The organism is Dactylosporangium sp. NPDC005555, assembly GCF_040605635.1.
Taxonomy (GTDB): domain Bacteria; phylum Actinomycetota; class Actinomycetes; order Mycobacteriales; family Micromonosporaceae; genus Dactylosporangium.
This window is the reverse complement of the sequence record NZ_JBEXDG010000001.1, coordinates 515,755-539,322: the sequence shown is the minus strand read 5'-3', so window position 1 is coordinate 539,322 and position 23,568 is coordinate 515,755. Positions and strand designations below refer to the sequence as shown.

Annotated in this window: 16 protein-coding genes; 9 read left to right on the top strand and 7 right to left on the bottom strand. The window is 72.6% G+C overall.

What is annotated here, in order from left to right:
* From ABZS58_RS02585 to ABZS58_RS02575, 3 genes are all read left to right on the top strand, one after another.
* Complete coding sequence (locus ABZS58_RS02585; RefSeq protein WP_354776748.1) at nt 1-1,206, top strand: serine/threonine-protein kinase; 1,206 nt, start codon at nt 1-3, stop codon at nt 1,204-1,206.
* Nucleotides 1,207-1,311: 105 nt separating this feature from the next.
* Nucleotides 1,312-2,844, top strand: a complete 1,533-nt coding sequence (locus tag ABZS58_RS02580) for a hypothetical protein (protein ID WP_354776746.1) — start codon at nt 1,312-1,314, stop codon at nt 2,842-2,844.
* A 102-nt stretch (nt 2,845-2,946) separates the two neighbouring features.
* Nucleotides 2,947-5,109 carry an Hsp70 family protein gene (locus tag ABZS58_RS02575; protein WP_354776744.1) on the top strand — a complete coding sequence of 721 codons (2,163 nt, stop codon included), beginning with the start codon at nt 2,947-2,949 and terminating at the stop codon, nt 5,107-5,109.
* A 30-nt stretch (nt 5,110-5,139) separates the two neighbouring features.
* Here ABZS58_RS02575 and ABZS58_RS02570 read toward each other — a convergent pair whose 3' ends face one another.
* Genes ABZS58_RS02570 through ABZS58_RS02550 form a run of 5 tightly spaced genes read right to left on the bottom strand, consistent with a single transcriptional unit; the run spans nt 5,140 to nt 11,493 of the window.
* Nucleotides 5,140-5,934, bottom strand: coding sequence for a prenyltransferase/squalene oxidase repeat-containing protein (locus tag ABZS58_RS02570; protein ID WP_354776742.1), 795 nt, complete (start codon nt 5,932-5,934; stop codon nt 5,140-5,142).
* Between the two features lie 42 nt (nt 5,935-5,976).
* Nucleotides 5,977-7,155, bottom strand: a complete 1,179-nt coding sequence (gene moeZ, locus ABZS58_RS02565) for an adenylyltransferase/sulfurtransferase MoeZ (protein WP_354776740.1) — start codon at nt 7,153-7,155, stop codon at nt 5,977-5,979.
* Nucleotides 7,156-7,196: 41 nt separating this feature from the next.
* Nucleotides 7,197-8,066, bottom strand: a complete 870-nt coding sequence (locus ABZS58_RS02560; RefSeq protein ID WP_354776738.1) for a DUF3152 domain-containing protein — start codon at nt 8,064-8,066, stop codon at nt 7,197-7,199.
* 7 nt (nt 8,067-8,073) lie between these two features.
* On the bottom strand, nt 8,074-9,108 hold the full coding sequence (locus tag ABZS58_RS02555; RefSeq protein WP_354776736.1) for an alpha/beta hydrolase: 1,035 nt from the start codon (nt 9,106-9,108) through the stop codon (nt 8,074-8,076).
* Nucleotides 9,109-9,132: 24 nt separating this feature from the next.
* The gene (locus tag ABZS58_RS02550) at nt 9,133-11,493 is read right to left on the bottom strand and encodes a hypothetical protein (protein WP_354776734.1); all 2,361 of its coding nucleotides are present in this window, start codon (nt 11,491-11,493) and stop codon (nt 9,133-9,135) included.
* A 371-nt stretch (nt 11,494-11,864) separates the two neighbouring features.
* On the opposite strand from ABZS58_RS02550, the gene ABZS58_RS02545 reads away from it, so the two are divergent.
* On the top strand, nt 11,865-12,503 hold the full coding sequence (locus tag ABZS58_RS02545; RefSeq protein WP_354776824.1) for a TetR/AcrR family transcriptional regulator: 639 nt from the start codon (nt 11,865-11,867) through the stop codon (nt 12,501-12,503).
* Nucleotides 12,504-12,578: 75 nt separating this feature from the next.
* Nucleotides 12,579-12,812, top strand: a complete 234-nt coding sequence (locus tag ABZS58_RS02540; protein WP_203845037.1) for a DUF3107 domain-containing protein — start codon at nt 12,579-12,581, stop codon at nt 12,810-12,812.
* A 53-nt stretch (nt 12,813-12,865) separates the two neighbouring features.
* Here the strand turns inward: ABZS58_RS02540 and ABZS58_RS02535 are convergent, their stop codons facing one another.
* Nucleotides 12,866-13,513, bottom strand: a complete 648-nt coding sequence (locus tag ABZS58_RS02535; RefSeq protein ID WP_354776732.1) for a ferritin-like fold-containing protein — start codon at nt 13,511-13,513, stop codon at nt 12,866-12,868.
* A gap of 311 nt (nt 13,514-13,824) precedes the next feature.
* Between ABZS58_RS02535 and ABZS58_RS02530 the strand changes: the two genes are divergently transcribed.
* A complete protein-coding gene (locus ABZS58_RS02530) occupies nt 13,825-15,552 on the top strand; it encodes a DEAD/DEAH box helicase (RefSeq protein WP_354776730.1) in 1,728 nt (575 codons plus the stop codon).
* 120 nt (nt 15,553-15,672) lie between these two features.
* Here the strand turns inward: ABZS58_RS02530 and ABZS58_RS02525 are convergent, their stop codons facing one another.
* On the bottom strand, nt 15,673-16,521 hold the full coding sequence (locus ABZS58_RS02525; protein ID WP_354776728.1) for a hypothetical protein: 849 nt from the start codon (nt 16,519-16,521) through the stop codon (nt 15,673-15,675).
* Nucleotides 16,522-16,624: 103 nt separating this feature from the next.
* Here ABZS58_RS02525 and ABZS58_RS02520 point away from each other — a divergent pair, with 103 nt between their 5' ends.
* The 3 genes from ABZS58_RS02520 (at nt 16,625) to ABZS58_RS02510 (ending at nt 23,556) form a co-directional block, all read left to right on the top strand.
* The gene (locus ABZS58_RS02520; protein WP_354776726.1) at nt 16,625-17,572 is read left to right on the top strand and encodes an NlpC/P60 family protein; all 948 of its coding nucleotides are present in this window, start codon (nt 16,625-16,627) and stop codon (nt 17,570-17,572) included.
* A 235-nt stretch (nt 17,573-17,807) separates the two neighbouring features.
* Nucleotides 17,808-21,431, top strand: coding sequence for a PQQ-dependent sugar dehydrogenase (locus tag ABZS58_RS02515; protein WP_354776822.1), 3,624 nt, complete (start codon nt 17,808-17,810; stop codon nt 21,429-21,431).
* Between the two features lie 88 nt (nt 21,432-21,519).
* A complete protein-coding gene (locus tag ABZS58_RS02510) occupies nt 21,520-23,556 on the top strand; it encodes a DEAD/DEAH box helicase (RefSeq protein ID WP_354776821.1) in 2,037 nt (678 codons plus the stop codon).
* Nucleotides 23,557-23,568: the final 12 nt, after the last annotated feature.

Sequence of the window (23,568 nt, the reverse complement as noted above, 5' to 3'; positions counted from 1 at the left end):
GTGGAGCGTTACCGGCTGATCGAGCAACTCGGCGTGGGCGGCATGTCCGTCGTCTGGCGCGCCCACGACGAGGTGCTGGGGCGCCCCGTCGCCGTCAAGCACCTCGCGGCCGCCGCCGACCCGCGGTCCCGCCGCCGGATCCAGGGCGAGGCCCGCGCCGCCGCGCTGCTCAGCCATCCGCACATCGCCGCCGTGTACGACTTCGGCCACACCGGCGACGGCGCGCCCTTCGTCGTCATGGAGCTCGTCGAGGGTTCATCGCTCGAGGAGCGGCTGCTGCGCACCGGCGGGCCGCTCGGCGTCACCGAATCGCTGCGGATCGCGGCGCAGCTCGCCTCCGCCCTCGCCGCCGTGCACGCCCGCGGCCTCGTCCACCACGACGTCAAACCCGCCAACGTCATGCTCACCGGCGGCGGTGCCAAGCTCGTCGACTTCGGCGTCAGCGCGCTCGCCGGCGCCGAGGACGGGGAGGTCGTCGGCACGCCCGCGTACCTCGCGCCGGAGCGCATCCGGGGCATCCCGCCGTCGTCCGCCACGGACGTGTACGCGCTCGGCCTCGTCCTGTACCGGATGCTCGCCGGCGCCCTGCCGTGGCCCGCGACCACGACCGAGGAGATGCTGCACGCGCACCGCAAGCTGCCGCCGGCGCCGCTGCCCGCCGGCCTGCACCTGCCCGCGGCGGTGGCCGACGCGCTGCGGCGCTGCCTGGCGAAGGCGCCCGGCAACCGTCCCGCCGCCGCGGATCTGGCCACGCTGCTGGGCGCCCCGACGCCGACCAGGCAGTTGTTCGCCGTGCCCCGGCTTCGGAAGGCCGCCGCCATGCCCCGGGTGCTGGAGGCCGCCGCCGGTGGGGCGGCCCGGCTGCGGGAGGTCACGGTCGGTGGGTCGGCCAAGCGGCGGGCGTCCGTCGCCGCGGCGGCCGTGCTGTTCGTCGGGCTGGGCGCCGCGGGGGCCGCCGCGCAGGTCCGCGAGCCGGTCGCCGCCTGGACCCCCGCCTCGGCACCCGTCACGTCCGACCCGCAGCCGTCCGGCCCGGCCACCGACCCGGCCACCGACCCCGTCGCCCCCGCCACCGATCCGGCCGCCCCGACGACCGGGACCGCCGCGACCGGGGTCAAGAAGCCTGGTGTCGCGGCGCCTCCCGCCGCTGAAGATCAGGGAGGCCCGAAGAACGGCAAAGGGAAAGGCAAGAGCAAGAAAAAGTAGTGGCTGAACCTTTTCGTTGCTTATGGCGTGCAACCTTCCCGACTGGTACACAAGTCTGATCTCGGTGATGCCCTATGGTGTCCGGGTCGAGGGATGGGAGAGGCCGTGCGCTTTGAAGTCAGCCGGGTCATGGACACCATCGAGCAACGGCTGACGACCGACGTCACGCTCGCCCAGGCTGTGGTCGACCTGGCCGACGTCGCCCGGTTCGTGGCCCTCGACGGCGGCCGCCCCATCAACCTGCTGCGCCTCGGCATGGTGGTCGACGCGCTCAGCCGGTACCTCATCGACGCCGGAGCGATGCTCTATCCCGTGGTCGGCCGTGAGGCCCTGTCGGAAGCGGCGCTCACGTCGAAGGAGCGCATGGTGCTCGGCCGGTGGGCCGACGACGGCCTCATCGAGGTCACGCCCGTCGTCGCCGACCGGCCAGTCGAGATCGCCGACTTCACCGGCCTGCCGCTGATCGTGGTCAGGGACCAGGCGCAGTTCGCCGCCCGCTTCCCGTGGCTCGTCGACAGCCCCGAGCGGGTCCTGCGCCTGACCCCCCGCGCGGGCGGCGCCGTGCTGACCCCCGCCGCCGAGCCGGTCCCGCCGAAAGACGGCAAGGAACGCCTGGTCGTGAAGGGCACCGCGACCCTGCCGATCATCCCGCTCGAGCCGGCCGGCACCGAGACCGCCGCCGCGGAACCCGCCGCTCCCACCGCTCCCGCCGACCAGGGGGCGGGCGCTTCCCCGGCCGACGGAACCCCCGCCGCGGAGACCTCCACTGCCGGAGCGCCGGACGCTGCTGCCTCGGCCCCTGAGCCTGCGGACGGCTCCGAAATTCCGGATTCGGCGGACAAGGTGGAGGACGCGACGGCCGTCAAACCGTCGCCGCGGCCCGCCAAGCCCGCCGCCGGCTCGGCCGGTGCCGCGACTTCCGCCGCGCAGGAGCGGGGCGGGCGGCCCGACGGGGTGCAGACGTTCACCGCCCGCGGTTCGCAGCGGGCCGGGCGCACCCGCGTGATGCGCCGCAGGTTCACCCGTGCGGAGCCCAGTGGCGTCGGCGCGGCCCTGATGGCCCGCGAGTGGCGCTGCGCCGAGCCCGAGTGCCCCGCGTTCGGCCGCTTCCGCCGCATCGGCCAGCCGGTCCCGCGGATGCGCGCCGGCGTCCCGGCCTGCCCTCGGCACGGTGAGGCCGTCAAGGACATCGGTCCCCGGCCGTCCGCGTTCGCGGTGTCGGTCGTCGTCGAGGACCTCGCGCGGCGGCGGTTCGTCGTCGGCGTCGACCGTCCCGTGGTGGTCGGCCGCGACCCCGCCGACCCCGACGACATCGCCGTCGGCCAGTGGCTGCACGAGGCCGCGGCCGCCTGGATCGCCAAGGAGCACGTGAAGCTCGAGGTCCGCGACGGCCGGCCCGTCGTCACCGACACGAGTGAAAACGGCACCCTGATCTGGAAGCGTTCGGCCCCCGACATCAAGGAGGAGACCGAGCGGATCTACCGGAAGTCGTACGAGCTGACCGGGTGGGACTCCGTGGAGCTGTACACCGGCGTCGAACTCATCGTGGGCGATCACCGCCTGCAGACGGTCGTCGGCTCCGAGCCGGCATCGGTCCTGCTCGACGCGCCGACGGTCGCGCTCCGGCTCGTCGACTGACAGCGCTCCGGCCGGTCGACAGCAGGCGCTCCGACTGGTCGATTGAGCGCGCCGATCCGTTGAGAGGATCGCGCAGTGGTGTGCGGTCCGTATATTGGCGCTGTGGACGCTCGAGGTTACCGGCTTGGCATCGACTTCGGCACCTCGAACACCGCAGCGGTGCTGGCCTGGCCTGACGGCCACGTCCGGCCGCTGCTCTTCGACGGTTCGCCGACCCTGCCCTCATCGGTCTATGCCGATCAAGCGGCGGGCCTGCTCGTGGGGCGCGACGCGATGCACGCCGCCCGGGTCAGCCCCGAGCGGTTCGAACCCAACCCCAAACGACGCATCGACGAGCCCGCCGTCCTGCTCGGCGAGGCCGAGGTGCCGACCGTCGAGCTGTTCGCGGCCGTGCTCGCCCGCGTCAACGGCGAGGCCAGGCGGGTCGCCGGCGGCCCGATCGGCCAGGTGACCATCACCTGCCCGGCCGCCTGGGCGCACACCCGCCGCGGGGTGCTGCTCGCCGCCGCCGAGCGGGCCGGCCTCGGCACCGTCAACCTCGTGCCCGAGCCCGTCGCCGCGGCGGAGGTGTTCCGCACCCTCGAAGGCACCGACGTCCGCCCCGGTTCGGCCTTCGTCGTCTACGACCTGGGCGCCGGCACGTTCGACGCGTCCGTGGTCCGGCACGGTCCCGGCACGTTCGAGGTCCTCGCCGCGGAAGGGCTCAGCACCAGCGGCGGTCTCGACATCGACGCGGCGATCGTCGGCTACCTCGGCGCCAGCCAGTCCTCCCGGGACCCCCAGTCGTGGAACCGGCTCGTCCACCCCACGACCAGCGCCGAACGCCGCGCCAACCGGCTGCTCTGGGACGACGTCCGGGCCGCCAAGGAGATGCTGTCCCGCACCTCGTCGACGATGATCCACATCCCGATGTACGACGAGGACGTCCCCCTCGGCCGCGACCAGTTCGAGCAGCTGGCCCGCCCGATCCTGGCCGCCACCGTCACCGCGACCCGGGCCGCCATCGCCGCGGCCCGGCTGACCCCGGCCGACATCGCCGGCGTGTTCCTCGTCGGCGGCGGCAGCCGGATCCCCCTCGTCGCGACCCTGCTGCACCAGGCCCTCGGCAAGGCCCCGACCGCGGTCGAGCAGCCCGAGATGGTGGTGGCGCAGGGCAGCCTCGGCGCACCCAGCCAGCCCGGACCGGCCGGCCAGGCGGTGGGCCCGGTCTCCGGGGCGCCCGTGTCCGGCGCCGCGTTCCCGACCTCGTCCCCGCCGATCCCCTTCACCCCGTCCGGCGCGGCGCCGGCGGCCCCGACCTCCTCCCCGCCCGCGGCCTTCCCGACGTCGTCGCCGCCGGCGGCATACCCGACCTCGGCCCCGCCCGTCACCGGCTCCGCGAGCGTCCCCGTGTCGGGTGCGCCGATGCCGGCGTCGCAGGTCTCGCCGGGGTTCACCGCCGCACCGGTCTCCGGGCAGCCGTCGGTGCAGTTCGGGCAGGACCCCGGCTACACCCCGCCGTCGGGCTACGCCGCGCCGCCGCACGCTCCGGCGGCCCCGCATTCCCCGGCGCAGCAGTTCCCCGGGCAGCAGCCGCCCGGTCCGGCGCAGCAGTCCCCGGCCGCCCCGCAGTCGCCCCGGCCCGGCCGCGCCTCCGTGCCCGCGACCTATGGATCCGCGTCGTCGAGCACCCCGGCGATGGCACCGCAGAGCGGGCCCCCGGCGGTGCGCCAGGACACCCCCGCGGCCGCACCGGCGTCCGGCGGGCCACGGCGCACCGGGGTCCTCGCGGCGGCCGCCGTGGTCCTGCTCCTGGTCGTCGGCCTCGGCATCTACGGCATCACCAAGCTCGGCGACGACAAGACCGACACCAGCGGCCAGGGCGGCCAGACCACGGGCCAGACCGACGGCGGCAACGGTGACGGCTCTGGTGACGGCAGCGGCGACGGGGGCAGCACCGATGCGCCGGCCCAGGTCGACGTCGACCGCGACGAAAGCGACTGGAGCAGCGACGCCGAGGAGTACGTCGGCTACGAGGGCAAACTCGTCAGGTACACGTGCCCGAAGAACGGCAAGCCCGGCCAGGTCTGGGGCGCTGGTCCCTACACCACCGACTCGTCGGTCTGCACGGCCGCCGTGCACGCCGGATACTTCAGCCTGGAGGACGGCGGCAAGGTCATCATCCAGATCCAGAAGGGCACCGACTCCTACCAGAGCAGCACCCAGTTCGGCATCACGACGAACTCCTACAACGCCTACCCCTGGGAGTTCACGATCGCCGGTTAGCGCACCATCGGGATCTTCATCGATCGCGGGTCAGCGCAGTGCCCTGATCGCCGTCAGTGTGGTGTGCACGTTGAACTGGGCGCCGTCGTCGCTCTCCCAGCCGCCGTCGCTGCGCTGCGTCTCGTCGAGGCGCTTGCGGGCCGCGCTGAGCAGCCAGTCCTCCGGGGACATGCCGACCCTGCGCAGCGCCGCATACAGCGACGCCGTGTCGGCCGCGGTCATCTTCGGCACCCGGTCGGCGAGTGCGACCTGGATCTGCGCGGACTCGTAGAACCAGCCGAGGTGATACAGCACGGCGCAGCCGAGCCACCCGGCCACCAGGAACGACGGCCACGAGCCGTCGGGGCGCAGCGACGCCCGGAACGCCTCCGCGGCGCGGGCGACCCGGGTGGCGTGCTGGTCGTCGCCGTCGTTCGCGCCGCCGACCACCAGCCAGTAGGCCGCGTTGGTGGTCAGATACAGCTTCGCCTCGTCGTCCCCGGGCTGCGCCCACGGCGGAGCGATCCCCGCCAGGGACGGGTCCTCTTCCCACATGCCGTCGGGCCGCTGGCTGCGACCCAGCCAGCCGAGGGCCCGGCGGGCCGCCGGGCGGTCGATCGCGCCGAGATCGTCGAGCTCGCCGAGGCGGAAGCAGGTGGCGTCCACGGACGCGATGTCGGCACCCCAGAGCGCCGGCCAGCCGCCGTCGGGCGACTGGCCGATCTCAGCCTTCTCCAGCACGTCGGCCGGTGGATACTGGCCGGTGCGCAGCCAGGCGAGGCGGGCGCGATCCACGGCGTCGCCGTGTGCGACGACGTAGCCGATCGCGGCATCAAGGTCGACCATGGGCCGTACGCTACCGCCCGCCCGCTGTCTGCGTGTGGGACCCTAGTACACCGGCAGTGACGGATCGACGGTCTTCACCCACGAGACCACGCCACCCTGCACGTGGACCGCGTCCTTGAAGCCCGCCGCCTTGACCGCCGCCAATGCCTCGGCGGAGCGGACGCCGCTCTTGCAGTACAGGACGATCTGGCGGTCCTGCGGGAGGTCGGCGAGCGCGTTGCCGTTGAGGATCTCGCCCTTCGGCACGAGCCGCGCCCCGGGCACGCGGACGATCTCCCACTCCGCCGGCTCGCGCACGTCGATCAGGTCGATCGGCTTGCCCGAGTCCTGCCAGTCCTTGAGCTCCGCCGCGGTGATCGTCGAGCCGAGCGCCGCGGCCTGGGCCTCGTCGGAGACGGCGCCGCAGAAGTCGTCGTAGTCGATCAGCGCGGTCACCGTCGGGTTCTCGCCGCAGATCGCGCAGTTCGGGTCCTTGCGCAGCTTGATCTTGCGGTAGGACATCTCCAGCGCGTCATACACCATGAGGCTGCCGAGCAGGGAGTCGCCGACGCCGGTGAGCACCTTGATCGCCTCGGTGACCTGGATCGCGCCGATCGACGCGCACAGCACCCCGAGCACGCCACCCTCGGCGCAGGAGGGGACCATGCCGGGCGGCGGCGGCTCCGGGTAGAGGCAGCGGTAGCAGGGGCCGTGCTCGGCCCAGAACACCGAGGCCTGGCCGTCGAAGCGGTAGATCGAGCCCCAGATGTACGGCTTGCCGAGCAGCACCGCCGCGTCGTTGACCATGTACCGGGTGGCGAAGTTGTCCGTGCCGTCGACGATCAGGTCGTACTGCGCGAAGATGTCCATCACGTTGTCGTTGTCGAGGGCCTCGTTGTGCACCACGACATTGACGAGCGGGTTGATCTCGCGGACCGAATCGCGCGCCGACTCCGCCTTCGGCCGGCCGATGTCGGACTGGCCGTGGATGATCTGGCGCTGCAGGTTGGACTCGTCGACGGTGTCGAACTCGACGATGCCGAGCGTGCCGACACCCGCGGCGGCGAGATACAGCAGGGCCGGCGAGCCGAGCCCGCCCGCGCCCACACACAGCACCCGGGCGTTCTTCAGGCGCTTCTGCCCGGTGACACCCACGTCCGGGATGATCAGGTGGCGGGAGTAGCGGCGGACCTCGTCAATGGACAGGTCAGCGGCCGGCTCGACCAGTGGAGGCAACGACATGGTTCTCATTCTGCCGCGCCCGCCCCGCAAACCCACGTGACCTACGGCACTTTGGCCCCGGTGTATCGCTGACCGTCCACGAGCGGCCACGCGTTCGCGACGCAGCCCTTCAGCCCGTACGTCTGCTGCTGCATCACCGGGGCCGGCTTTCCGGGACCGGGGCAGGCCTCGTGGCCGTTGCCCAGCTCGTGGCCGACCTCGTGGTTGATGACGTAGTGCTGGTAGTCCGCGACGGGCGCGCCGTAGTCCGGCACGCCGGTCAGCCAGCGGGCCAGGTTGATGACGACCTTGCCGCTGATCCGGCACGAGCTGAAGCCCGCGGTGTGCAGGCCGGCGGTCGCGCAGATCTGCTCCGACGTGACCGGCGTCGCCAGGAAGATCGTGAAGTCGGCGGTGCCCTGGCCGGCCACCCGCTGCAGGCGCACCTGACCGGCCGCCGGCCAGCCGCGCGGGTCGGCGAACACCTGCTCGACCGCGGTGGCGAACGCGTCCGCCTGCTGGCCGCTGCCGTTCTCGACCGCGACCCGGTACTTCCGCACCGTGCCGGCGCCCCCGGCGACGGGCCCGGCGCTGCCCGCGTAGGCGAACGTCCCGGCGGCGCTGGACGGCCCGGCCTCCGGCGGCTGGCTCGCGGGGCGGCTCGGCGGGTCGAGCATCAACGCCGGCCCGCGGGTCGCGGCGACCGTCACCGCCGCCTCCTCGGAGCCACCGGAGAAGAACAGCTGGCGGCCCAGGCCTGCGGCGGCGATCACGAACGCGGTGCACATCACCCCGGCCACGATGTACCGCCGCCGGCGGATCTGCTCACGCCGGCGACGCTGCTCGCCCCGGACCACCTCACGGGCCTGCCGCGGGTCACTCGGCAGCGGGACCGGCAGCCGCCGGCGGTCGCTGCTCAGCCGGCTCGCCATCGATTGGTCAGCTTGCCATGCGCACCTGCGGCGCGCGCTGGCGCACCCCGTCCCGCACCTGGTTTGCAACCTGCCGGGCGGCGGACTCCTGGCCGCTCTGCAGCTCATCGAGCAGGCCGAGCACCGCGCGGGCCACCGTGCGGGGCACCTCCATCTGCGCCACGTGGCCGACGCCCTCCAGCATCATCAGCCGGCTGTCCGGGACGATGCGGGCGACCTGCGGCGCGGTGCGGATGTCCACGAGCTTGTCCTGCCGCCCCGCGATCACCAGCGTCGGCGCCTGGATCCGCGCGGCCATCTTCCACATGGAGCCCTCGCCGGGCAGGTACGCCCGCAGGAAGCTGCCGACGAGGCCGCGGAGGCTGCCCACGTACGCCTCGGCATACCACGGCACCGAGTGCCGCCGCTTCGCCTCCTCGATCGCTTCCAGGCGCCGCTGCTCCGGGTAGCGGGTGGGATCGGCATAGCAGGACTCGATGACCATCGCGGCGAGCTCCTCGGGGTCCATCGAGGACATCCGCCGCGCCGCCAGCTTCGCCGCGTTGGGCAGCAGGAGCAGCGGCACGATCGGCCCCTGCAGGGAGCGGCGCGGGTCGAGGAACGGCATCGCCGGCGAGATCAGCGTCAGGCTGCGCACCAGATCGGGGCGCAGTGCCGCGGCCACGACGACGGCCGCGCCGCCCATCGAGTTGCCGAACAGGTGGACCGGGCCGCGGTCGCCGTGCTCGATCCACCGGATGATGTGCGCGGCCATCGCCGGCAGCGAATAGCTGCGGGCGGGGGCGCTGTGCCCGAACCCGGGCAGGTCGATCGCCTGACCGTCGAGCCGCCCGGCGAGCACGCCCGCCAGGTCCGTCCAGTTCGTCGACGATCCGCCGAGGCCGTGCACGTAGACCGCGGGCTCCGCGCCGGGCGCCGTCGCCGGCGTGTCCCGCACGAACGCCTTCAACCCATCGAGCTCCACCTCACGTCCGGGCCACTGCTCCGGCAGCCGCTCAGGTGACGGAACGGTGAACTCCGGGACAAGGGAAGCTCTCTTCATGCTTACCAGTGTGCCTCAGGGGCGCTATGGCAGCAGGGCTTCCAATCGCCGGTTCACGGCCGCGAGAGTGGCCCGCACCACAGCTTGCCGCGGGTCGCCCGAGTTCACCGCCGAACCCGTCAACTGCTCGACCCAGCCGTCGTACAGCAGCAACAGCACGACGACGGCGACCTCGCACCCGCCGAGCTGCACGACCGCGGCGTGCTCGATGTAACACCGGGCCCTGGACGTCGCGTCGACATCGACCAGCAGCTGATCCACGGCGGAGGCCGCGGCGGCCGCGGACAGCCGCAGGATGTAACCGTCGACCGCCGGGCCGCTGGCGACACCGACCGCGGGATGCCCGTCGGCGATCAGCCGCACCTCCACCACCGCGTCGACGCCCTGGGTGCTGACCTCGACCTGGTCGATGATGACGCGCGGCGACACGATCGAACTGGACTGCGGCACCAGAGCCGGCGGCGCGTCCCGGTTGACCGGGATCGGGGGCTGCGGGCCGAGCAGGGGCTTCTCCGCCTGCGCCGGCGGCTCGGACCGGACGAACTGCTCGGGCCGGACGAACTGCTCGGGCCGCAGGACCGGCGGGGCGATGAGGCCCGGCGGCTGCGGTGCCTGGTGCGGCTCGCGGACCGGCGCCTCGGCAGGCGCCTCGGTGTGGGTCTGCCGCAGCTCGTCGAGGGCCGGGCGGGGCGCCTCGGCCGGGCGGCGCACACCGCTGACCGGGCGGCGCCTGCGGGCCTCGCGACCGTAGCCGGGCAGCGCGCTGTGCGGTGCGTTGCCCCTGGCCTGCGGGCGCGCCGACAGCGGGGTCAGGTCCGGAGGGTTCGGCTCAGCGGCCAGGCCCATCCGCTCGTTGAGCAGCCGCGCGACGGCCCGGCTCACCAGACCCGGATCGGCCTCGTCGAGCAGCTCGAGCCGCAGCGTGTGCAGTCCGTCGGCGTTCTTGCGCAGCGTCGCCTCGCGCACACCGGAAACACCCTGAACGGCGCGAAGGACCGCCGGGATGTCGAACCCGTCGGGGCGGTCGTCGAGGCTGGGCTCCTCGTCCTCGTCCTCGCGCTTCTCGCGCAGGAACGTCGCGATCTTCGCCAGATCGTCCCCGCCGGCCGGTGCCGCCTCGGCGACGAGTGGCTCGACCTCCACCTCGGGCACCTGCGGCACGTCGGGATGCGACGGTACGCGCTGCGGCAGCTCCGGCCCGTTCTCGACCTGCCCGTATGCGTCCTGCTCGTATGCGTCCTGCCCGTATGCGTCCTGCTCGTATGCGGTCCCGGCGTATCCGGTCTCCGGGTACGCCGTCTCGGAGTACGCGGTCTCCTGATACGGCTGGTCGGCATACGTGGACGGCTCGGTGGCCGGTGCGGCGGGCATGGCCGGCATGGACTGCGCATACGGCGGCTCGGACGCGAACGTCGGCATCGTCGGCTCGGCGGCGGACAGCGGCGTGGCATTGCCGAGCAGTTCGGCCGGCAGCGGGCCGACGAGCGGGTCGTGCTCCGGCACACGCTGGGCCGGCACCGCCACCGAGGGCGGCAGGGGGTGGACGGCGGGCGCGGGCACGATCGGCTCGTGCTGCGGCGCGGCCCAGTCGAACTCCGGGGCCGTCTGCTGCTGCTCGTAGGACTGGTAGCCGTCCTGCGGCCGGTACTGCTGCTGGGGATGCTCCTGCGACGGGAACTGCTGCTGGGGCTGCGCCTGCTGCTGGGAGTAGTCCCGCTGTTGCGGATATTCCTGCGACGGGAACTGCTGCGGCTGATAGCCCTGCGGCGCGTACTGGTCCTGGTACTGCTCCTGGGCCGGATACTGCTGCTGCCCCTGGTAGGGGTCCTGCTGCTGGTCCTGGCCCTGATACCTGTCCTGGGCCTGGTAGGCCGCGCCGTTGGCGGCCTGGGGGTCTTCCTGATACGCCCCGTCGCGCGAGCGGGCGTCGTAGCCCCAGGACTGCTCCGGATAGGAGCCATACGGCGGCCGGCCGCTGTCGCCGTGCACCCGGACCTGGGGGTCGACGGGCGCGGACTGGCGGGCGAGCCGGTCCAGGGCAGAGGGCTCCGCGCCCGGCTGGACGGCCTCGTCCCGCGGGTCGGCGGCGGGGGCGGCACCGTAGACGGTCCCGCCGGAGGACGCGGACGGCGTGCTCAGCGGGCCGGGGTGCGCGCCGTTGGCCTGACCGTTGACCTGGCCACTGCCCTGCCCGGCCGGGCCGGTGACCAGGGCGTTGAGCTGGGTGTGCTCCTGCGGGGTCATGGCACCGGTGGCGGGGAAGGACCCGCTGTGCTCCGGCTGGCTGACCGAGCTCGGCCAGCCCTGACCGTCGGGGCCGTAGTGCCCGTAGTGCAGCGACGTGGTCGGCTGCGCCGGGGGCGGGACCGAGACCGGGGGGCTCATCGGGGCGAGCATGTCGGAATAGGGACTGCGGACCTCCGCGCGGCCGCGCGGGCTGCCGGCACCGTTGACCGATGCGCGCCCGGCGATGGCTCCGGTGGCCGGCTCACGCCATGCGGAAACGATCGCCTCGAGCGCGTCATCGCTCGGCGTCGAACCGTTGGCGGTGCCGTTGCCTGAACCACTGACCGACGTGCCGTCCGGTGTCCTGTGCGGGTCCGTGTGTCCTCCTCCGCGATATGGGCCTGCCCCGTGCGGGCTTCCGGCTTGCCCCGTTTCGTCCACCGCGCGCTCCTCCGTCGCCTCTAGGTGAGGCTACCGTGTGGGCGGAAAGGGGGTAAGTTGCAATCTCGACCCAAATCCGGATGGTGAACATGTCCTCGGCGATGAGCGGCACCCAGTCGGCCGGACGGCCGGTGCGGCTGCCCCGGTCGGCGCGCCGCAAGCAGCTGCTCGCCGCGGCGCAGCAGGTTTTCGTGGCGCAGGGCTATCACGCCGCCGCGATGGATGACATCGCCGAGCGGGCAGGTGTCTCCAAGCCGGTGCTCTATCAGCACTTCCCCGGCAAGCTCGAACTCTATCTCGCGCTGCTCGACACCCACTGCGACGCGATGGTGTCCCGGATGCGCGCCGCGATGGAGGCGACCACGGACAACAAGGAGCGCGTCCGCGGCGCCATCAAGGCGTATTTCGACTTCATCGACCACGAGAGCGAGGCGTTCCGCCTGGTCTTCGAGTCGGACCTGCGCAACGACCCCGCGGTGCGCGAGCGGGTCGACCGGGTCGAGAGCGGCTGCATCGCCGCGATCACCGACACGATCATGGCGGACACCGACCTGAGCCGGGAGCGCGCGGAGCTGCTCGCGTCCGGTCTGGTCGGGGCGGCGGAGGTCGCGGCCCGCTTCTGGGTGGCCGGCGGCCGCCAGGTCGCGAAGCCCGAAGCGGAGGCGCTGCTGACCGCGCTGTCGTGGCGCGGCATCGCGAGCTTCCCCCTGCACGGCGAACACGCCTGATCGCGTTAGTCTTCAACCACACTGGGTGTGCGCGCCGAGGCACGGACGCGCCGCAGCCCGATCAAGGAGGAAGACGTGGAGGTCAAGATCGGCGTGCAGTATGCGCCTCGGGAGCTGGTGCTGGAGAGCAATCAGTCATCCGCCGAGGTTGAAGCTGCGGTCACCGACGCGATCGACGGTGGCGACAAGGGTGTGCTTTCTCTCGTCGACGAGAAGGGCCGCCGGGTGATCGTCCCGGTCGGCAAGATCGCCTACGTGGAGATCGCCGAGTCGTCGCCGCGGCCGGTTGGATTCTCTTCCGCGCGTTGACAGATAGCACTCAGGCCCTGCCCCGCCCGCGGGTCAGGGCCTGAGCCGGTTCCTCAGTTGTTGAGCCCGACCGCGCCCATGCGGGCGGTGTGGGCCGAGGTCAGGCGCTTGAGCAGGGCCTGGAAGTCGGTGCCGCCGCCGGCCAGGAGCTCCGCGAGCGACGGCCGCTCCGCCGCGACCCGCAGCGCCTGCGAGATGCCCTCGCCGACCAGCCGGCGGGACCACATCGACAGCCGGTTGGCCACCTTGGGGTCGACGGCGATCGCGGCCCGCAGCTCGTCGGCGGCGAAGTCGGCGTGCCTGGAGTCGTGCAGGACGTCCAGGATCAGGTCCCGGTCGGGCCCGGTGAGCACCGCCGCGACCTCGCGCGTGAAGTCGTCGGCGATGTTGTCGCCGATATACGCCTTGGCCAGGCCCTCCAGCCAGTCGGCCGGCTCGGTCTGCGCGTGGTAGTCCGACACCGCCTGCACATAGGGCCGCATGGCCTCTTCCGGGTCGGCGCCCAGCTCGGTGAGGCGGTCGGCGAGGCGGCAGTAGTTGCTGATCTCACGACCGGCCATCTCGCTGAGCACCGCCCTGCGGCGCAGGTCGGGCGCGAGCCGCGCGTCGTCCGCCATCCGGTCGAACGCGACCAGCTCGCCATAGGCCAGCATGCCGAGCAGGTCGACCACTGCCGTGGCGGGCGGAGTGAGATCGGACACGACGGCACACTACCTCGCCCGATCGGCTGGCGCGCTCTGTGCCGCTCCGGCGCGCTCAGGGTGGCCCTTCCCCGTGGCGCTCCCGTGGCGCTCCCATAGCGCTCCCGTAGCGCACCGTGTCGCCGCGAGCGGAACTGCCCGCAAGCCGGTACAATGGCTCCAATAGCCGTGGACGGACCCTAGTCCTGGCGTCCGGCGCTTGTAGCCCGCGACCTTGATCATTTCGGTTGCGTGTGGCCCGCGCCCTACCCATTTGAGCGCACCCGGCTTCACCAGGGGCGCTCCCGCGAGAGAGACACCCTGAGCACAACATGACGATCGACAACACTGAGGCCGCCGAAGCAGTGGCCCCGCGCGCACCCGTGCGCCCAGACGCACCCACGTTCGCCGATCTGGGAGCGCGGCCCGAGACCGTGGCCGCTCTCGAGGCCGTCGGCATCATCCACGCGTTCGCCATCCAGGAATATGCCGTGCCGATCGCGCTGCGCGGCACCGACCTCATCGGTCAGGCCCCGACCGGCACCGGCAAGACGCTCGGCTTCGGCGTCCCGCTGCTGGACCGGGTCACCGCCCCCGCCGAGGGCGCCGACGGCCTGCCGCAGGCCCTCGTCGTGGTCCCGACCCGGGAGCTCGGTCTGCAGGTCGCGCGCGACATCGCGGCCGCCGGCAAGACCCGCGGCGTCCGCGTGCTCCCGCTGTACGGTGGCGTCGCCTACGAGCCGCAGGTCGACGCGCTGCAGAAGGGCGTCGAGATCGTCGTCGGCACGCCCGGGCGGCTGCTCGACATGGCCAAGAGCAAGCACCTGCGCCTGCACGCCGTGCGGGCCCTGGTGCTCGACGAGGCCGACCGCATGCTGGACCTGGGCTTCCTCGACGACGTCGAGCGGATCCTGACCCTGCTGCCGGAGGACCGGCAGACGATGCTGTTCTCCGCGACGATGCCCGACCCGATCGTGACCCTGGCGCGGCGGTTCCTGCGCCACCCGATGACGATCCACGCGCACCACGACGCCAGCACCGGCGCGTCGCCGCTGACCAAGCAGGTCATCTACCGCACCCACCCGATGAACAAGATCGAGATCGTGGCGCGGATCCTGCAGTCGACCGACCGCGGCCTGACCATGATCTTCACGCGGACCAAGCGGGCCGCCGACCGGGTCGCCGAGGACCTCGACTTCCGCGGCTTCGCCGCCGCGGCCGTGCACGGCGACCTCGGCCAGGGCGCCCGGGAGCGGGCCCTGCGCGCGTTCCGGGCCGGCAAGATCGACGTGCTGGTCGCCACCGACGTCGCGGCCCGCGGGCTCGACGTCTCCGGTGTCACGCACGTCATCAACTACGACTGCCCCGAGGACCCGGACACCTACACCCACCGCATCGGCCGCACCGGCCGCGCGGGCGCGACGGGCGTCGCCGTGACGTTCGTCGACTGGGAGGACATGCCCCGCTGGCGGATCATCGACAAGACGCTGGGCATGGAGCTGCCGGAGCCGCCGGAGACGTATCACACGTCCCCGCACCTGCTCACCGACATCGGCATCCCCGAGGGCATCACCGGGTCGCTGCCGACCGCCGACCGCAAGCGCGCCGGCCTCGCCGCCGAGCAGCTCGAGGACATCGAGGGCAAGCCCCGCGGCCGTGGTGGCCGCACGGGTCGTGCCCCGTCGGGTCGCGGCCGGAGCGGCGACGCCGGTGCCCCGGCGGCTCCCGCGCCCTCGGAGGCGACCGGGGAGCCGCGCCGTCCGCGCCGCCGCCGGCGCCGGGGCGAGGTCGACCCCGCCGAGGTGACCCTTGCCGAGGGCGGCGAGACGGGCGAGACCACCGACGGCGAGGAGAAGCCGCGCGCGACCCGCGCCAGGACCCGCACGCGCCGCCAGGTCGAGGGCGCCGAGGCCGCGGACAGCGGCCCGGTCGTCACCGCCGAGGCCGGCGAGGAGGGTGAGGCCCGCACGGCGCGCGCCCGCACCCGCCGTCGCCGCCGGGGCGGCCGTGGCCGTGGTGGCGAAGGCACGCCCGAGGGCGGCGAAGCCACGGAGGCCTGACCCTCGGTCACATCCTCAGCGACACCTGCGCAGCGCGGTGGGCCCGGCCCGCCGCGCTGCTTCGCATCTACCCGCCCCCGTCCCCGTCCCCGCCACGTGATCCGGGATCAGGGGGTGCGGTCAGCGGACGTCGACGGTGAACTCGACGCGGTGGACCTGACCGGCGCGCTGGAACTCGAAGTACATGCGGTAGCGGCCGACGCTCGGCGCCGACAGCCAGAACTTCACCGCCCCGCCCACGAGCTGGTCCTCCGGGTGGACGTGCAGGTAGCCCATGTCGCCTTCGCGGAGGACGACGAGGTGCCCGTACGCGCCGAGATAGCGCTCGAGGTCGGTCACCGGCGATCCGGAGGCGAGGATCCGCAGCGACAACGGCTGGGTGGCGTTGACCACCGGCGTGCCCTCCATCGCCACCGTCATCCCGGCGACCTCGGCCGTCCGTGCCGGCGCGGCGAGCGCGACCGGCTGATAGTCCCCGGCGACCGTGGCGTCGACCGCCAGGGTGGTCGGCGCCTGCGTCCCGGCGGCGTCGAGCGCGACGAAGTCGGTGTAGATCCGCCAGATGCCCGCCGACGGGAGGGTCAGCGGGATCGACCAGGTGCCGTCCGGCGCCATCTCCGGATGCAGGTGCTGGAATCCGGACAGGTCGTGCCGCGCCACCACCAGGTGCATGAGCTTGTCGTGGTTGACCACGAAGCGGGTGACCGCCTTGCCGTCCGCGCCGAGGACCTTGAACGTGAACGGCTGCGCCGCGCCCGCGGTGAACGTCGTCGTGGAGGGGACGAGCGTGAAGCCGCCGGCGCTGAGCGACAGCCCGCCGAGGTCGCCCGAGGTGGCGCCGCCGTGCGAGTGGGACGGGATCGCGGTCGGCGCCGGGGCGGCCGGCGGTGGCGACGCTGTCGACCTGGCGATCACGAAGCCGAGCAGCAGTGCCAACACGAGTCCACCCGCGACGACCGGCCCCTTCATGCCCAAGACCGTAGCCGCCGCCGGCTCCGGCACTCCACTGGGGGACTTTTAGTCACGTTTGTCCAAAATGTTTCGTTAGTGACACGTGGGGTCAATCGGCAAGATGTGGACCGCGGCCGCAGGAGTCGCCGTCGCCTTGATCATGCCCGGCGTCGGGCACGCCGACCCGGTCACCGACCGGCAGCGGCAGCTCGCCACCGCGTGGCAGGAGCTCGAAGGCGTCATCGAACGGTTCAACGCCGTCCGCGACGACCTGCGCGCGACCGAAGCTCAGCTCGAGCGGGTGAACGCGCGCACCGGGCCGCTCCAGACGCGGATCGACGCCGCGCAGCGGGACACCGACGAGGTCGCCGCCACGCTGTACCGCAGCGGCGCCGTCACCAGCACCGCCGTGCTGATCAGTTCGCCGACGCCGGAGTCGTTCATGGACCAGCTCGCGACGCTGGACCACCTGCAGCGCCGCCGTACCGACGCGCTGCGACGGCTCAAGGCCGACAAGGACGCACTCAAACGGGAGCACGCGGAGCTCAGCGACCTCCGGGTCCGCCAGCGCACCCAGCAGCAGGAACTCGGCCAGCGCAAGACGACGATCGAGGCGCAGGTGAAGCGGCTCGGCGGCGACCGCGCGGCGCGCGCCGCGCGGACCCCGTCGGGCGCGCTGCGCGACGGCTACGTGCCGGTGTTCACCGACGACGCCGCCGGTCGCGCCGTGAAGTACGCCTTCTCCCAGATCGGCAAGGTGTACAAGTGGGGCGCCGACGGCCCGGACACCTTCGACTGCTCCGGGCTGACGATGGCGGCGTGGAAGGCGGCCGGCGTGGTCCTGCCGCACAACGCGGCCCGGCAGAAGAAGACCGTCACGCCGATCAAGCGCGAGGAACTGCGCCCCGGCGATCTCGTCTTCTACTACAAGGACGTCAGTCACGTCGGCATGTACATCGGCGACGGCCGGGTCGTCGAGGCGCCGCGCGCCGGCGAGCGCATCTCGATGCGGCTGCTCGACTACGCCCCGATCGTGGGTTACGGGCGGCCGAACTACGCCGCCGGATGAGGAACTGGGGGAGCGGTCCGCACGGCAAGTGATGATCTGAACGCGAAGCGCAGATCAACACCGCGCGGACAGGCTACGACGGTCCTGTTTGTGTCCTAACGGACGAGGCGCGCCAGTCAGCTTGGCGACAGCATCATCCAAGCAGTGGACATCTACTGACTGTTCCCCCAGCGCGTCCGCATCCAGGAGTGCTCTCATGAGGCGTCGTCGCCGCTCCCGTTTGACCTTGGGCCTCGTGCTCGCGCTCTGCGTCCCTGCCTCGGCCGCGCTGACCGCGCCCCAGGTGGCCGGTGCCGCGACGACGCTGCCGAACGGCTTCTCCGAGCAGATCGTCCTGTCCGGGCTGACGCACCCGACGAAGCTGGTGTTCTCCCCTGACGGACGGGTCTTCGTCGCGGAGAAGGGCGGCACGATCCAGGTCTACGACAGCCTCTCGGACCCGACGCCGACCCTGTTCGCCGACCTCAGCGCGCGCGTGCACGACAACGAGGACAAGGGCCTGCTCGGTCTGGCACTCCCGCCGAACTTCCCGTCCAACCCGTCGGTGTACGTCACGTACACCGCGACCCAGCCCATCGGCGGCGGCCTCGACATCGGCGACACCTGCCCGACGCCCGGCACCGGCTGCATCGTCAGCGGGCGGCTGTCGAAGCTCACCGCGAGCGGCGACACGTGGACCGGCACCGAGCAGGTGCTGATCAACGACTGGTGCCAGCAGTTCGAGACCCACTCGATGGGCGACGTGCGCTTCGGCCCCGACGGCGCGCTCTACGTCAGCGGCGGCGACGGCGCCAGCCCCGTCTTCACCGACTGGGGCCAGCAGGGCAACCCGGTCAACCCCTGCGGCGACCCGCCCGGCGGCGTCGGCGCGGCGCTCAGCCCGCCCAACTCCGAGGGCGGCGCGCTGCGCTCCCAGGACGTGCGGACGCTGACCGACCCGACCTCGCTCAGCGGCACCATCATCCGGATCGACCCGGTGACCGGTGCGGCCAAGACCGACAACCCGCTCTACAACGCGACCACCGACCCCAATGCGCGGCGGATCGTGGCGTACGGCCTGCGCAACCCCTACCGGTGGACGTTCAAGCCCGGCACCAGCGAGATCTGGCTCGGCGACGTCGGCTGGCGGACCTGGGAAGAGATCAACCGGCTGCCCAACCCGCTCGCCACGCCGGTGACCAACTTCGGCTGGCCGTGCTTCGAGGGCAACGCGCAGCAGCCCGGCTACCGCGACGCGAACCTGAACCTGTGCACGACGCTGTACAACACGAACACCGCGACCGGTCCGGTATACACCTACGGGCACCACCAGCAGGTCAACGACAACGACGGCTGCCCGACCGGCGGCTCCAGCCCGACCGGCGTCGCGTTCTACCCGACGTCCGGCGGCAGCTACCCGGCGCAGTACCAGGGCGCGCTGTTCTGGGGCGACTACGCCCGCAGGTGCATCTACGCGATGCTGCCGACGAACGGCACGCCCGACCCGAGCAAGATCCAGACGTTCGCGCCCGGCGCGGCCGGCCCCGTCGACCTGGAGATCGGCCCCGGCGGTGACCTGTACTACGTCGACGTCGACGGCGGCACGGTCCGCCGGATCAACTACAGCGCCGGCAACCAGCCCCCGGCCGCGGTCATCGGCGCCGACAAGACCTCCGGCCCGCCGCCCCTGGCCGTGCAGTTCACCTCGGCCGGCACCAGCGACCCGAACAGCGGCGACGTCCTCACGTACCAGTGGGACTTCACCAACGACGGCACCTACGACGCGACCGGGCCGTCGGCGAGCTACACCTACACGACGGCCGGCAACTACACGGCGAAGCTGCGGGTCACCGACGCCGGCGGACTGTCCGACACCAAGACGCTGCAGATCCTCGTCGGGTCCGACGCGCCCGTGCCGGTGATCGACACGCCTGCGGCCGGCTTCACCTGGGCCACCAACGACACGGTGAACTTCACCGGCCACGCCACCGACGCCCAGGACGGCAACGTCCCGGCGGCGAGCCTGCACTGGCAGCTGATCCTGCAGCACTGCGCCGCCCCCGACAACTGCCACCAGCACTACATCAGCGAGACCGACGGGGCGTCCGGCTCCTTCGTCGGGCCCGACCACGAATACCCGTCCTATGTGGAGCTGCGGCTCACGGCCACCGACAGCAGCGGCCTGAGCACCACGGTCAGCCGCCGGCTGGACCCGAAGACCGCGAACATGACGTTCAACTCCGTGCCGAGCGGCCTCAACGTGACCGTCGGCTCGGTCACCGGCGTCACCCCGTTCACCGCGACGGTCATCCAGAAGTCGACGCAGACCGTGTCGGCGCCGACGCCGCAGACGCTCAACAGCACGCAGTACACCTTCGGCTCGTGGAGCCAGGGCGGCGCCGCCACCCAGGTGATCACCGCGCCGGCCACCGCCACGACCTACACCGCCACCTACACGGCGACCGGCGGCGGCACGTGCTCCGACAGCTTCGGCTACGTGTGCACCACCGCCACCAGGGCGTTCGTCAACGCCGACACGACGGTGCTCGCCCTGACCGGCGACGACGCCGTGCAGCAGATCTCGCTGCCGTTCCCGGTCAAGTTGTACGGCCAGACCTACAGCACCGCGTGGGTGGACACGAACGGCCTGGTCAGCATGGTCAACCCCAACGGGTACAAGTGGGAGAACACCACGCTGCCGAACCCGGCCCTCGCGAACGCGGCCGTCTACGCCTTCCACGACGACCTGGTCATGGACGCCAGCGCGTCGGTGCGGACCACCACGATCGGCACCGCGCCCAACCGTCAGTTCGTCGTCGAGTGGCGCAACGGCTACATCTACGGCAGCACCAGCCGGCGCATCACGTTCGAGGCGATCCTGTCGGAGAACGGTGACGTGATCACCAACTACGCGAGCCTCGACAACGACATCGAGAAGGGCAGCGCGGCCACCATCGGCATCGAGAACGCCGACGGCACCGTGGGCCTCGCCTACTCCGTCAACACCCCCAAGCTGCAGTCCGGTCGCGCGGTCGTCTTCACCGCGCCGGGCGGCACGACCCCGCCGCCCCCACCGCCGCCGTCCACCGGGAGCGTCAGCGGCACCGTGACCGTGGCGGGCGGTGGCGCCGTCGCCGGGGCGACCGTGACCCTCACGGCCGGCACCACGACGACCACCAACGCGTCAGGTGGCTACAGCTTCTCGGGGGTGGCGTTCGGCTCGTACACCGTGAGCGCCACCGCGAACGGGCAGTCGACGTCCGCGGCGGTCACCGTCGACGGCACCGAGACGCTCAACCTGACGCTGCCCGCCCCGCCGCCGCCGGCCGGGAACTACGCGATCACCACGGCCGCCCTGCCGTTCGTCCCGGCCGACGCGACGGTGCTCACGCTCACCGGCGACGACAACATCCAGCAGGTCACGCTTCCCGCGCCGGTCACGTTGTACGGCGTCACGTACACCACGGCGTGGATCGACACCAACGGCAAGGTCTCGTTCGTCAACCCGGGCGGCGCCTACGTCGAGCACTCCGCGCTGCCGTCGGCGGCGGCGCCGAACGCGACCGTCTACGCATTCTGGGACGACCTCGTCGTGGACGGCTCCGCGTCCGTGCGCACCGCCGTCGTCAACGGCTCGGTCGTGATCGAGTGGCGCAACCCGTACATCTACGGCAACGGCGTGCACAACCGGGTGACATTCTCGGTCGCGTTCGCCCCCGACGGCGTGATCACCACGTACTACTCCGGTCTCGACAACGACGTGGAGAAGGGCAGCGGCGCCACCGTCGGCGTCGAGAACGCCTCCGGCACCGTGGCCGCGCAGTACCTGTTCAACCAGCCTCTGCTGGTCTCGGGGACCGCCGTCCGGTTCACACCCTGAGTTTTTTGTCCTACCCCCGGGCTAAGTTCATGGGGTGCGATCTGAGGCGTCTGCTGTTCTGAAGAAGCTCGCTGGTCCTTCCGCCGAAATGCGGGAGGACCAGTGGGCCGCCATCTCCGCCCTCGTCGAAGAGCACCGCCGCGTGCTCTGCGTGCAGCGCACCGGCTGGGGCAAGTCCGCGGTCTATTTCATCGCCACGGCCCTGCTGCGCGCCCGCGGCGCCGGCCCCACGGTGATCGTGTCGCCGCTGCTCGCCCTGATGCGCAACCAGGTCGACGCCGCCGCCCGCGCCGGCATCACCGCCCGCACGATCAACTCGGCGAATCTGGAGGAGTGGGACCAGATCACCGCCGAGATCGCGACCGGCGGCGTCGACGTCCTGCTCGTCTCGCCCGAGCGGCTCAACAACCCCGACTTCCGCGACAACGTGCTGCCCAAGCTCGCCGCGACCACCGGCCTGCTCGTCGTCGACGAGGCGCACTGCGTCTCCGACTGGGGCCACGACTTCCGCCCCGACTATCGGCGGCTGCGCACCCTCCTGCTCGACCTCGCCCCCGGCACCCCGGTCCTGGCCACCACCGCCACCGCGAATTCCCGCGTCACCGCCGACGTCGCCGAGCAGCTCGGCGACGCGCTCGTCCTGCGCGGATCGCTGGATCGCGAGTCGCTGCGCCTCGGCTCGCTGACCCTGCCCTCGGCCCCGCACCGGCTCGCCTGGCTCGGCGAGCACCTCGCCGGGTTCACCGGCTCCGGCATCATCTACACGCTGACCGTCGCCGCCGCCCATGAGACCGCCGCCTATCTGCGCGCCCGCGGCTACGAGGTCGCCGCCTACAGCGGCCAGAGCGAGCCCGCCGACCGCCTCGCCGCCGAGGAGGACCTCCTCGCCAACCGGATCAAGGCGCTCATCGCCACGTCCGCGCTCGGCATGGGCTTCGACAAGCCCGACCTCGGCTTCGTCGTGCACCTCGGCGCCCCGTCGTCCCCGATCGCGTATTACCAGCAGGTCGGCCGCGCGGGCCGCGCCGTGGACAAGGCCGACGTGCTGCTCCTGCCCGGCACCGAGGACCAGGCCATCTGGCGCTATTTCGCGTCGCTCGCCTTCCCGCCCGAGCACCAGGTCCGCGCCGTCCTCGACGTCCTCGCCGCGGCCACCCGCCCGATGTCCACCGCGGTCCTGGAGACCCGCGTCGAGCTGCGCCGCACCCGCCTCGAGCTGATGCTCAAGGTCCTCGACGTCGACGGCGCCGTCCACCGCGTCCGCGGCGGCTGGGAGTCCACCGGCGCCCCCTGGCAGCACGACACCGAGCGCTACACCCGCATCGACGCCGCCCGCGCCGCGGAGCAGGACTCGATGCGCGCCTACACCACCCTGACCACATGCCGCCTCGAGTTCCTGCGCCAGACCCTCGACGACCCGGGCGCGACCCCCTGTGGCCGCTGCGACGCCTGCGCCGGCCCCTGGTATCCGACGTCGGTCTCCCCGGACGCCCTCGCCTCGGCCCGCGCCCACCTCGGCCGCACCGGCGTCGAGATCGCCCCGCGCAAGCTCTGGCCCACAGGCCTCTCCGCCGTGGGCGTCAGCCTCACCGGCAAGATCCCACCCGCCGAGCAGTCCCTCCCCGGCCGGGCCATCGGCCGCCTCAGCGACCTCGGCTGGGGCGACAAGCTCCGCAAGCTCCTCGCCGCCGCCGACGCCCCCCTCCCGGACGACATCTTCACCGGCGTCGTCGCCACCCTCACCGAATGGGCCAAGGGCGAGGACCCCTGGCCCACCCGCCCCGCCGGCGTAGTCGTCCTCGGCTCACAGAGCACCCCCGAGCTGCTGCACTCACTCGGCACCCGCATCGCCGAGGTCGGCCGCATGCCCCTGCTCGGCACGATCGGGTCGTCCCACGCCGCGGACGCCGCCTCCCGCACGAACAGCGCCCAGCGGGTCCGCGCGTTGCACGACGCCTTCACCGTCGCCCCCGGCCTCGCCGACCGGCTCCGCGACCTGCCCGGCCCGGTCCTCCTCGTCGACGACCTGGTCGACACCGGCTGGACCATGGCGATCGCCGCCCGACTCCTCCTCCGCGCCGGCGCCCCGGCAGTCCTGCCGTTCGCCCTCGCCCTGTCCGCCTGACCCCCACCCCTC

Coding starts and splice junctions, on each gene's coding strand:
- ABZS58_RS02520 (WP_354776726.1), top strand. CDS start 16,625: ATGTGGACCGCGGCCGCAGGAGTCGCCGTCGCCTTGATCATGCCCGGC.
- ABZS58_RS02525 (WP_354776728.1), bottom strand. CDS start 16,521: ATGAAGGGGCCGGTCGTCGCGGGTGGACTCGTGTTGGCACTGCTGCTC.
- ABZS58_RS02530 (WP_354776730.1), top strand. CDS start 13,825: ATGACGATCGACAACACTGAGGCCGCCGAAGCAGTGGCCCCGCGCGCA.
- ABZS58_RS02510 (WP_354776821.1), top strand. CDS start 21,520: ATGCGGGAGGACCAGTGGGCCGCCATCTCCGCCCTCGTCGAAGAGCAC.
- ABZS58_RS02555 (WP_354776736.1), bottom strand. CDS start 9,108: ATGAAGAGAGCTTCCCTTGTCCCGGAGTTCACCGTTCCGTCACCTGAG.
- ABZS58_RS02560 (WP_354776738.1), bottom strand. CDS start 8,066: ATGGCGAGCCGGCTGAGCAGCGACCGCCGGCGGCTGCCGGTCCCGCTG.
- ABZS58_RS02545 (WP_354776824.1), top strand. CDS start 11,865: ATGTCCTCGGCGATGAGCGGCACCCAGTCGGCCGGACGGCCGGTGCGG.
- ABZS58_RS02550 (WP_354776734.1), bottom strand. CDS start 11,493: ATGAGCCCCCCGGTCTCGGTCCCGCCCCCGGCGCAGCCGACCACGTCG.
- moeZ (WP_354776740.1), bottom strand. CDS start 7,155: ATGTCGTTGCCTCCACTGGTCGAGCCGGCCGCTGACCTGTCCATTGAC.
- ABZS58_RS02570 (WP_354776742.1), bottom strand. CDS start 5,934: ATGGTCGACCTTGATGCCGCGATCGGCTACGTCGTCGCACACGGCGAC.